This window comes from Nitrospira sp. (assembly GCA_016788885.1).
In the GTDB taxonomy this organism is placed as follows: domain Bacteria; phylum Nitrospirota; class Nitrospiria; order Nitrospirales; family Nitrospiraceae; genus Nitrospira_A.
Genome location: JAEURX010000026.1, coordinates 46,321 through 57,177, shown reverse-complemented (window position 1 = coordinate 57,177; position 10,857 = coordinate 46,321). Strand labels below are relative to the sequence as shown.

The following is a 10,857-nucleotide window of genomic DNA, read 5'->3' as shown; positions in this document are numbered from 1 at the left end:
CCGCGTATTGTCACCCTCTGTCGCAGGACGGGAAAACGGGACCTGATTCACCGACCCAGACAACTGTCAAAAAACCAGCAGGAAGGCGTTTCTGGAATGGGCCACAAGGCCTATCGGGATCGAGGGGCCGCTCTGCAGCGGGAGAGATGGTGCGATGAGCAATGTGAGGGATAAGCAGGTGGTAGAGGAAGGAGCCGACGCGCCGAAACCTGGCCCCGGCGCCCCGCGGGCGGGCGCCGGAGACTCTCGCCTATTTGCGCAGCAACATATGGCCGCGCCGATTCTGCTGATAACACACTTCGTCATGGTCGGCACAGAAGGGACGGTCTTTGCCGTAGGACACGACCGCCACCTGCTTTGCGCTGACGCCCATGTCGATCAAAAAGCTTCTGGCTGCCTTGGCGCGTTTTTCGCCGAGTACGAGATTGTAATCATGGGTGCCGCGTTCATCGCAGTGCCCGGAGATCTTGAGGAGGGCCTTTGGATTCTCCTTGAGCCAGTCGGCATTGACGGTCAACGAGGCCACGGCGTCGTTCTCCGATACGTTGTAGCGGTCATACCCGTAGAACACATCCTTGAGGCCGGCTTCCATCGCGGCCGCTTCTTCACGCCGAATTTCGGCCGCCCACTTCGCATCCATATCTGCCGACATCAACATATTGCCGATGGGGTTCCGGCTCAACCGTTCTTCGCCGGCAATCTGGCCGTTCACCAGCGGAGAAAACCCTCGCAACCGGCCGCCTTCCGCCTCTGAAGCCCTGTCCTGTGACGCCGTGTCCTGTTGGCGTCCGAGCGAGGGATACTGTCCGTCACGCCCGCCCTCCCCGCGTCCATACCCACCCCCCGCGCCCGAGGAAGCCGACAGGGACGACTCCGAATTGGAGGCCTCCTCCGAGCCGGACTGGAACCATTTCATGTTGCTGCAGCCCGGTGCCGTTAACAGAACCATTGCCATTCCGCCCAACATCAGCTGCGACGCGCCACGGTACTTCATGAACCTTGCTCCTTGGAGGGGGTGGAACCTGTGCTGTACGTAACAACTATAGCACCGGCCTCGATTTACACAGGTTTCAGCGAGGCAACCTCAAAAACATCAATGTATTCTATGCGGTTACGCTGGACGTGCCGAGTGGGACGGCCGAGGATTGGAGGCAGATTCGCTTCAATTTCAAGGGATTCCGACGGTGTGGGGGAGATGCAGGAGTACTGAGACGCACCTGGCCTGTCCACAACTCAAGGCGGCAGGCAGCAATCGTGATGTAGCCAGAGCCTAAGAATTCAGGAAGGTGGAGACGTTATCACGGTGACGTGGAACCGTTGGTGCGCCCGGAGGGACTTGAACCCCCAACCCTCGGATCCGAAGTCCGATGCTCTATCCAATTGAGCTACGGGCGCGCGCCGGTATAAGAACCATGTTACTGCAGGGATGTCAAGAAAGGCAGGACCGCGCGAAGCCCCTTGGTACCGAGACGTGATGCGAGATTCACCGACCGGACTGGCCGGCTGTCAATTGGAGAATCCGATCGACGACCTGCGCCGTGGAGACACCATCCGTCGGCACCACATGGGTGGCGGCGGCCTGGTACTTCGGAGTTCGCTCGCTCAACACGTCACGGATTTCTTCGGTGAACGACTTTGTCCCGGTCAGCGAGGGTCGCTGTGTATCGCCGCCGATCCGGCGGGTGATGGTCTCAACGGTCGCGGTCAACCAGATCAATGTTCCGGTCTTCCGCAACGCTTCCACGTTCTCTGGCCGCAAGATAGCACCACCTCCGGTATCGATGATCAGCTGATCCTGCGCGGCGACATCACGGCACACCGCCGATTCGAGATCGCGAAAGTGATCCCAGCCGAACTGTTTCACGATCTCAGGAATGGAGAGATTGGCTCGCCTGACGATCTCAGCATCCGTCGAGACCACGGTACGTCCGAGTTTCCGTGCCAACAGTTTGCCGACTGTGCTCTTGCCGGTTCCACGATAGCCGATCAAGACGAGGTTCATGCGAGGCTGCCCACCGGATAGGCAAGATCCTCCGCGGCATCGACGGGGGAAAGTTGTGCCACCCTGCTAGACAAAGCGCGCCTCCAGCACATGCCGCATGATGTCGACAGGGGCCGGCTGTTTCGTCCACAGCTCAAATTGCATCACGGCCTGATTGAGAAACATCTCCAGCCCTGAAATCGTCCGGCACCCGCCGGCCTTCGCTTCCTGGAGCAGCTTGGTTTCGCGCGGATTGTAGACGATATCCATCACCGTGAGTTCCGGCCTGAACAGATTGGCCGGCACGCACGATTCATCGACTTTTGGTGACATGCCGACCGGCGTACAATGAATCAGGGTGCGAACATGAGGCACCCAATTGCGGAGCATGTCCAAGCTCAGCGGGCCGTCCTCGATCGGCACGCCGGTTTTGTCCCGCAGATCGCGCACCAATCGCTGCCGTTCCCCCTCTTCGATCCCGAGGATCGTGAGACCGGCGATGTTGCTCCCGGTGGCCAACGCGAAGGCGATGGCCCGCGCCGCGCCGCCGGAACCGAGAATCAACACCCGATGACCATCCAGCAGGGCGCCGCCTTCCTTCAAGGCGCGTAGGGCGCCGGACGCGTCCGTGTTGTAGCCCTTGAGCCGCCCATCCTCGACCACGATGGTATTGATCGCCCCGATGTGCTTGGCCGTCGGTTCCACCTCGTCCAGGAACGGAATCGCCGCCACCTTGTGCGGGATCGTCACACTAAATCCACGCGCGTTTCCCAAAGCTCGGATGCCTTTAATCGCATCGCCGAGCACTTCCACGCGAAACGCCAGATAGACGAGGTCGAGCCCCAGTTTTTGAAACGCCGCATTGTGAATCGCCGGCGAGAGGGAATGCTCCACCGGATTTCCGAGAATGCCGCACCATTGGGTATGAGGTGTGATGTCCATACGCGAATGATCCTGCTTGCTACGCGATTAGTCCGACGCCGGGCAACGCGAGAGACTGCTACCTATCCTTTGCTGATGGTCATGCCTCCGTCGATCGGGAAGGTCTGGCCGGTCACCCAGGTCGCCTCATCGGAAGCCAGGTACAGCACCATCTTGGCGATTTCCTCCGGCTTGCCGGGCCGCCGGATGGCATACTGCGCCATGATGGGTTCCAAACTGGCAGGGTCCGCCATTAAGGGCGCGGCCATCGGCGTGTCGACCAACCCGGGATTGACCGAATTACACCGAATGTTGTCTTGCGCATAGTCGACGGCCAGGGACCGGGTCAGCGCATCCAGCCCGCCCTTGGACGCGGCATAGGCTGACAACCCGCGAAGTCCGACCAGACTGGCAACCGTGGAAATGTTGACGATCGACCCGCCGCCGTTCTTGATCAGCTCGGGAATCGCGGCTCGCGTCATGCGAAACACACCCGTGAGATTGATGTCCAGAACGTTTGCCCACGTAGCATCATCTATTTCGTGGAGTCGCTTGCCGAAATCGCCGATCCCGGCATTGTTCACTACGATATGCAATTTGCCGAAGGTGCGCGTGGCCTGCGCGACCACCTCACGCACATGCGCTTCATCCGTGACGGACCCGGCCACGGCCAGGGCCCGGCCCCCGTTCACCCCGATCCCCTTCACGACCCGGTCGAGTTCTTCTTTTCGACGGCCGGTCACGACGACCTGCGCCCCTTCATCCGCAAACAACTTGGCGATGGCTTCCCCGATCCCTGCGTTGCCTCCGGTGATGATGGCCACTTTTCCCTGTAACCGATTCATGCCGTTGCGTCCTCCCCCTCGCGCTCATCTTGGTCTTGTTCCACGGCAGCCTCCGTCTCACCCGTCCGGTGAGGGCGCGTCCACCACCCTTCTTGGACCTTTCGCGCGACGGTCAGAAACCCCGAATGGGCGACCATCCGATGGTCAGGCCGAACACTTCGCCCCTGGATCGACCAGGTTCGCAACAAGGTCTCAAACGTTTCGATCATGCCGAATACCGACGTGCGTTCCAGCGCCTCAACGGTCTGCATCACTTGCGGCACCGTAGGCACAAAGCTCAAATAGATTCCGCCGGAGCGCAGCACCTTGGCCGCATGGGGCACCACCTGCCAGGGCTCGGGCAAATCCAGCACCAGCCGGTCGAATGGGCGCCCGTCTTCAAGGATATCGATCCCCTCGTAGGCATTCTTCCTGAACGGCATCAACGTGGGGACCGCCCCCATGTACCGTTCAATATTCGTCAGGGCGGTACGGCCAAAATCTTCCCTCGCCTCATAGGTCACGACCAGTCCCGTCGGACCAACCGCGCGCAGCAGGGCCATGGTGAGAGCACCCGATCCGGTCCCGGCCTCGAAGACCCGCGCCCCTGGATAAACATCCGCCCACATCGGAATCAACGAGAGATCTTTGGGATACAGCACCTGCGCCCCACGGGGCATCTTGAGGACGTACTCACCGAAGGTCGGCCGTAAGGCGAGAAACCGTTTCCCTTTCGAGAGGGTCACGATCGAGCCGTCAGGCTTCCCGATCAACTCATCGTGCGGGATGGTTTCGCCACTGAAGTGATAGGTGTCGCCGGCTTTTAACGTCAGGGCGTACTGCCGCCCCTTCTTATCCACCAGATGTATGCGTTCGCCGTTTTGCAGTTGTGACATGGGAGGGCATTCTATGGGACTGCCGACGGGTTTTCAACCAAACCGCCACGACCGAATATCCAGCCCTGCTCCACTTGACAGTTCGGCGATGGTCCCTATCTCCCTAGAGTGGCAAATCCATGCACTGCCTGCGTCCGTAGTACCAGGAGGAGCGCTGAGGGACCTACACCCGGTCGAATCCTTATTGCGCCCTCTGGTCTCTAACGTAGTAGTGCACGCATGTGTTTCTCTCATAGACCGCTAACCAACCTCCCCAATTGTGGGGAAGAGGGGTGACGATAATGAAAGACGCATCGGTCATTCACGACGATACAGAGCCGTCTGTGGCAGTGCCGGTCGACCCGGACGCTGATGATCCTGAAGCCAGCACGTTGCTGGATACCATCGCCCAGGATGACCAGGCCGATGTGGACCCCGAAGCCCAGGCTCCTGAGCAGCCTGCCCGTTCAGCGGCCTCCCCGTTTCTGCTGGAATCCCTGTATTTCCGTTCGTTCGGCGAGCGGGGGCTCTTGGAGCGGGAGGAAGAGATTGCCTTGGCCAAACAGCTGGACCTCGGCACCAGGCAGATTCGCCAGGTGCTCCAGCAGGCTGCCAAACTCTGCGGTCGCCTGAAGAGAACCGAACAGGTCACCGCACATCTGCAGACGCTCCAGACCATACGCCGGCTGAGCGGCCTCTCGGCCACGGCACTCAATGAGGCCGAAGAGGCACTGACGCAGTTGCAAGGCGATACCACGATCGGCACCAAGGTACCGGTGGCCGTGCGTAAGGACCTACAGAGTTGTCTCACCCAGTTGCGCACCTCGCGTGTCACCCTGGAGACCGCAAAAGATGAGTTGGTCCGCTGCAATCTTCGTCTAGTGGTCAATGTCGCTAAACATTACACCGGCCGAGGCCTCACCTTGCTCGATCTCGTCCAGGAGGGCAACATCGGGCTGATGAAGGCTGCCGAGCGCTACCAACACCGCAAAGGATTTAAGTTCAGTACGTATGCAACCTGGTGGATTCGACAGGGGATCACTCGCGCCCTGGCCGACCAGGCCCGGACGATTAGAATTCCTGTGCACCAGACGGAAGCGTCGAACCGGATTCTGAGGGCTTCCCGACGGCTGGTGCAGCAATTAGGGCGTCAACCTCGGCTCGAGGAAGTCGCGCTGTCCATGCGGATGCGCCCTGACCGGCTGCAGGAAACCATCCAAGCCTTCCAGGAACCGGTCGCATTGGAGCACCAGGTCGGTGATGGCGGGACGGAACTCGGCGAATTGCTTCCGGATCAGCAGGCAGTACCGCCGGACGCTCATGTGAACCGCACGGAAATGACCCGTGAGATGGACCGTATTCTTGGCACGCTGACCCCAAGGGAGCAGACCGTCATCCGACTCCGGTTCGGCATCGGCCAGGATCAGGCGCGGACGTTGGAGCAAGTCGGGCAGCAACTGTCGGTCACGCGTGAGCGAATTCGACAGATCGAGGCCAAGGCGCTGAAGAAGCTCAAGAGCCCGGTGGTGAAGGAAATGTTCGCGGCGCTGAAATAATTCTCCTTGAACCGGAGAAGCGAGGTTGATGCAACGGGCGAGGCAGTTGCCTCGCCCGTGCTGTGTTCTGTCCGCTTTCGCCATGCCGTCCATTGTGAGAGAATGCGGTGATGGAGGACGGCGGGCCCCTATGGTGACAGATGCCTATAGTCGTGATGCGGCCTTCCTGTCACACAGGAAGGGTCGGCGAATCTGGAGCCTCCTTGTATTCTGCCTCATCCTCTTGAACAGCAGCGCCTATGGCGCAGACCGTCCAGGCAGCGATACCCCACTCACCGAACTATCCGTTCCAGCCGTCGTGACCAAAGTCCGGCCTTCCGTCGTGACAGTCCTGACCCGAGGGATGCCATCGGGCTCACAGCATGGCGCGCCATCGGGATCCGGTTCCGGCGTCATTCTGGACGCGAACGGATACATCCTCACCAACAATCACTTGGTGCAAGGCGTGACCAGCGTAGTCGTCGGCTTGTCGACAGGTCGGCTCACGCCCGGGCGGGTCGTCGCCCGCGACTTTCTGCTGGATCTTGCGCTCGTGCGTATCACCGCCCCGGATTTGGTCCCGGCGGAGTTCAGCCACCGGACAAATTTCGACATCGGGGAAACCGTCATCGCCATCGGCAACCCGCTGGCCCTGAAAGGCGGTTCCACCGTCACGGTGGGCGTGCTCAGTGCCCTCGATCGTTCGGTTCTCACGCCGGAGGGCGAGACACTCTACGATCTCCTTCAGACCGACGCAGCAATCAACCCCGGCAATAGCGGCGGCCCGCTGGTCGACCGCTTCGGCCAGGTCGTCGGAATCAACGTCGCCATCGCGCCATCGGCCCAAGCCATCAGTTATGCCATCGCCATTGAGGCTGTGACCCCGCATCTTGACTCGATGATGGCCCGCGGATCTGTGTCGCGGCCTGACCTGGGCCTGGTCCCGATCACCATCACTCCCAGCATTGCCGCCAGCTTCGATCTGGAAAGTGATCGGGGAATCCTCGCCGTACAGGTCGATCCGTCCAAGCCGGCAGGACAAGCCGGCCTGCAGTCCGGCGACGTAGTCACAGCTATCGATAATCGACCGCTGTACAACATGGGTGATTTCTGGCATGCCGTCGCCCATGCCAATGAGCACATGGCGTTTCAAATCTCCGCACAAGGCAAATCTGGGACAGCCACCATCACGGTGTCACGCCCCAGCCAGCCTCGACCATAACCCTATGACGCGTCACCACCCTAGCCAAACGGAATCGGTCGGTGGTTCAGGCCCCATGTCGGAGACACACGACTCGCTTGAGCCCGCGCGGCCCGCAACCTTGCTCTGCTGCGCCCCGCTCCTCTATGAACGGGCCTGGCAACTACAGCGGACTTACCATGCGGCTCGGGCGGCGGATCGATGCCGAGACATGCTGCTCCTTGTTGAGCATCCACCCGTCTATACCGTTGGGCGCACGACTCAGGACCATCATTGGCCGGCAGGTGATCAACTGATGCAGCAGACCGGCATTCCGGTCGTGCGAACTGAGCGGGGTGGGTCGATCACCTACCACGGACCGGGGCAGGCAGTCGGTTACCCTATTCTCCGCCTGACAGACTATTGCGCAGGACCGAAAGCCTATGTCCGCCGCCTGGAGGACGTGTTGATCGCAACCTTGGGTGAGTGGGCAATCCAGGGTCGGCGACGCGAAGGGTTACCCGGTGTGTGGGTCGGTGACGACCAGCCGCTCAAGATTGCGTCCATCGGCGTGCGGATCTCGCAGGGCGTCACCATGCACGGATTTGCACTGAATGTCAGTCTGGATCTCGCGCCGTTCTCGTCCATCATTCCCTGCGGCATCGCCGGGTGCCGTGTCACGTCGATGGCCGCCCTCTTGGGCTGCGCACCCGAGATGGCCGCCGTCCAACAGCACATTGCCGCCCACTTTGCCGAACGGTTTCATCTGACCTGGGTTGACACCTTGGGGGCTGACTCCATCGAGATGCTCGGAGAACCGCCCGACGACCTCGGCCCCGCGCCCATCGCTGCGTCATTCATTGCCAAGGAGCGCCTTCATGACTGAACTAGATACCCACACGTTCCGCCTGGCCGTCGCCCAATTCAATGAGGCGGCCGAAGCGATGCACCTGGATACCAACCTGCGCGAGCGGCTCAAACTGCCGCAGCGGTCGCTGATCGTGAGTGTGCCCGTACGGATGGATGATGGCCGAGTCGAGGTCTTCACCGGTTATCGCGTCCAGCACGATACGGCCAGAGGCCCGTCCAAAGGCGGCATCCGCTATCATCCCGGAGTCTGCTTGGGAGAAGTCGCCGCCCTTTCCATGTGGATGACGTGGAAATGCGCGCTCGCCGACCTCCCTTACGGCGGGGCGAAAGGCGGCGTCAAGGTGGATCCGAAACAGTTGAGCCGAGGTGAACTTCAACGCCTGACACGCCGGTATGCCGCGGAGATTTTCCCCTTGATCGGCCCGGATAAAGACGTGCCTGCGCCGGACGTGGGCACGGATCAACAGGTGATGGCGTGGATTATGGACACCTACAGCCAGCAGGTCGGGTATGCGGTGCAAGGCGTGGTCACGGGCAAACCGCTCTCCATCGGCGGCAGCCTCGGCAGGGAAGAAGCCACAGGCCGCGGGGTCGTGTATGTCACCCTCGAAGCCCTACGGCACCTGAAATTGGATGTCAGCCAGGCCACCGTTGCGATCCAAGGGTTCGGCAACGTCGGTTCTCACACCGCCCTGATCATGCAACACGCAGGAGCACGGATCGTGGCCGTGAGCGACGTAAGCGGAGGCCTCTACAACCCCAAGGGCTTGGACATTCCGGAGCTCCTCCGCCGTTATCGCGAGAAACAGGAGCCACTGAGCGAGAGCAAGCTCGGAGAGCCGATCACCAACGAGGACCTGCTGCAATTGGACTGCACCGTCCTGATTCCCGCCGCCCTTTCAGAGCAAATCACCGGTGCCAACGCGGGCAAATTGCGTTGCCGGATTCTGGCGGAGGGCGCCAATGGCCCGACTACGCTGGAAGCCGATCGTATCCTGACCGACAAAGGCATCTTCATCATCCCGGACATTCTGGCGAATTCAGGCGGGGTCATCGTTTCGTATTTTGAATGGGTGCAGGATGTGCAACGGTTCTTCTGGAAAGCGAAGGACATTCAGGATCGGCTCCAGGACATCATCACCAGCGCGTTTCATCGCACTCTCCAGTTCTCGGTTCAGCGACGGACGACGATGCGCATGGCGGCCTTGATGTCAGGCATCGATAAGGTCGCGCAAGCCCATCTCCAACGCGGACTCTACCCATGATGGTCGCACGGCCGGATTCGCTGCCCGTACGATGACACGATACATCCTTGCGGCCATCGCCGGAATCTGGATGGCCGACGGCCTTGCCCTCTTGATTGCTCCCCTCATAGTGATGCGGCGACTCCAGGACTCGCTGGCAGAGAACCCGCAGATGCTCCGATGGCAAACCATCGGCATTGCCCTTGGGCTCACCCTGCTCCTCTGGTCGACTTCGCTGCCGTATCAACCGCTCTCGTGGATGACCGGGGTAGCCATGGTCATCAAGGGGTGCTTCCTGACATGGGGCCCTGCCTCCTGGCGGACGTCTGTCTTAACCTGGTGCTTTGCGCGCGAAGCCGTGGACTACCGATTTTTTGCACTCTGGCTCTGCACGCTTGCCGTCCTGCTCCTGCATGCGTTAGGGTTGTTGCACCCATAACCACTCGCGACGAACGAACGGTACCTGTCATACTGCTATGAGCACTCCATCCATCGCCACACTCTGGGAAGAACACAGCCGCGAGGGCTGGCCCGACTTTTCCAGCCCGAACGAAGGGCAACTGATGACCTTGGATACAGTCATCGGGGGGTGCGCGGTATTTTACCTGGACGGGCAACCGGAAATGGATCACCAGCGTCTCGCCATTCTTCAGGACTGCGTTGCGGACCTCGATGGGCTCCTGGAAGACCTGTCCGGTGACAGCCTAGGCTACTTTCAACGCCTCCGTCGACTCGCCGCTGCACTCGTGGATGTGAATCAGACTCGCTGAGCGGCTCCCCGCCGCCGTGCGAGGACCGACCCTCAGGCCGGTCCTCGCATGGCCCCTTACGGCAATTCGACGATGTCGCCCTTCATCGACCCAAGCATCCCCAACAGCTCACTCTTCTCACCGGCCGGCACATGAAAGGCATCCAGCGCCGCCACGAGATCCTGGACCAACGCCCCGAAGTCCGCAGAGCTGATCTGCATGCCAAGATGGGTGCGCTTCATATCCCGCCCCTGATACTGGCACGGGCCTCCGGTGGCCTGGCACACCTGATCGACGAGATGCCCCTTCAGCTTGGGAATATCCGTGCTGGCAAACCGGTTGTTGATGCGCCCATCCGCGGCAACGTTCGCCACAAATTGGTCGACGACCGCAGCAATGGCCGGCTTGCCCCCGAGGCGTTCATACAACGACTTCGTCGCCGTTGCACCGGCCATTGACGGTGCTGAGCCCTTCACCCCACCGGTGTCCGCGCAGCCGCCGAGCAGTCCCGCAACGCCCAACACCACCAGTCCGATTCCACAATAGTTCCTTGCCGACATCGCTTCCCTCCTATGACCTGTCAGGTGCCTGCCTCCCGTTCCCCCATGGACCGTGAATCCAACCGGCAACACCCGTGTTGACCTCAGACCATAAGGGCTCTAAGATGCATTCGTCTAA

The 10,857-nt window shown here is 60.8% G+C and carries 12 protein-coding genes and 1 tRNA gene; 6 read left to right on the top strand and 7 right to left on the bottom strand.

The annotated features are described in order from the left end of the window. Positions 1–250: 250 nt before the first annotated feature. The 6 genes from JNL86_07600 to JNL86_07575 all read right to left on the bottom strand — a co-directional run bounded on the left by JNL86_07600 (position 251) and on the right by JNL86_07575 (position 4,622). Positions 251–994, bottom strand: coding sequence for an OmpA family protein (locus JNL86_07600; GenBank protein ID MBL8042766.1), 744 nt, complete (start codon positions 992–994; stop codon positions 251–253). A gap of 324 nt (positions 995–1,318) precedes the next feature. After that, positions 1,319–1,395 (bottom strand) — tRNA-Arg (locus tag JNL86_07595). An 88-nt stretch (positions 1,396–1,483) separates the two neighbouring features. Continuing rightward, a complete protein-coding gene (locus tag JNL86_07590) occupies positions 1,484–2,002 on the bottom strand; it encodes a shikimate kinase (protein MBL8042765.1) in 519 nt (172 codons plus the stop codon). 66 nt (positions 2,003–2,068) lie between these two features. Beyond that, positions 2,069–2,923: a shikimate dehydrogenase gene (locus JNL86_07585; GenBank protein ID MBL8042764.1), complete on the bottom strand. Its 855-nt coding sequence runs from the start codon at positions 2,921–2,923 to the stop codon at positions 2,069–2,071. 62 nt (positions 2,924–2,985) lie between these two features. Next, positions 2,986–3,747 carry an SDR family oxidoreductase gene (locus tag JNL86_07580; GenBank protein ID MBL8042763.1) on the bottom strand — a complete coding sequence of 254 codons (762 nt, stop codon included), beginning with the start codon at positions 3,745–3,747 and terminating at the stop codon, positions 2,986–2,988. Continuing rightward, positions 3,744–4,622 carry a tRNA (adenine-N1)-methyltransferase gene (locus JNL86_07575; GenBank protein ID MBL8042762.1) on the bottom strand — a complete coding sequence of 293 codons (879 nt, stop codon included), beginning with the start codon at positions 4,620–4,622 and terminating at the stop codon, positions 3,744–3,746. Before JNL86_07575 ends, JNL86_07580 begins: the two co-directional genes overlap by 4 nt. 281 nt (positions 4,623–4,903) lie before the next feature. Here JNL86_07575 and JNL86_07570 point away from each other — a divergent pair, with 281 nt between their 5' ends. From JNL86_07570 to JNL86_07545, 6 genes are all read left to right on the top strand, one after another. After that, the gene (locus tag JNL86_07570; GenBank protein ID MBL8042761.1) at positions 4,904–6,157 is read left to right on the top strand and encodes a sigma-70 family RNA polymerase sigma factor; all 1,254 of its coding nucleotides are present in this window, start codon (positions 4,904–4,906) and stop codon (positions 6,155–6,157) included. Positions 6,158–6,287: 130 nt separating this feature from the next. Beyond that, the gene (locus tag JNL86_07565) at positions 6,288–7,358 is read left to right on the top strand and encodes a trypsin-like peptidase domain-containing protein (GenBank protein ID MBL8042760.1); all 1,071 of its coding nucleotides are present in this window, start codon (positions 6,288–6,290) and stop codon (positions 7,356–7,358) included. Between the two features lie 55 nt (positions 7,359–7,413). Next, entirely contained in the window at positions 7,414–8,202 is a 789-nt protein-coding gene (gene lipB, locus JNL86_07560; GenBank protein MBL8042759.1) for a lipoyl(octanoyl) transferase LipB, read from the top strand. After that, a complete protein-coding gene (locus tag JNL86_07555) occupies positions 8,195–9,451 on the top strand; it encodes a Glu/Leu/Phe/Val dehydrogenase (protein MBL8042758.1) in 1,257 nt (418 codons plus the stop codon). The genes lipB and JNL86_07555 overlap by 8 nt, the downstream gene beginning before the upstream one ends. Before the next feature lie 31 nt (positions 9,452–9,482). Further along, positions 9,483–9,869: a hypothetical protein gene (locus JNL86_07550; protein MBL8042757.1), complete on the top strand. Its 387-nt coding sequence runs from the start codon at positions 9,483–9,485 to the stop codon at positions 9,867–9,869. Between the two features lie 37 nt (positions 9,870–9,906). Further along, on the top strand, positions 9,907–10,200 hold the full coding sequence (locus tag JNL86_07545; GenBank protein MBL8042756.1) for a hypothetical protein: 294 nt from the start codon (positions 9,907–9,909) through the stop codon (positions 10,198–10,200). Between the two features lie 56 nt (positions 10,201–10,256). Here the strand turns inward: JNL86_07545 and JNL86_07540 are convergent, their stop codons facing one another. Then, positions 10,257–10,739: a group 1 truncated hemoglobin gene (locus tag JNL86_07540; GenBank protein MBL8042755.1), complete on the bottom strand. Its 483-nt coding sequence runs from the start codon at positions 10,737–10,739 to the stop codon at positions 10,257–10,259. Positions 10,740–10,857: the final 118 nt, after the last annotated feature.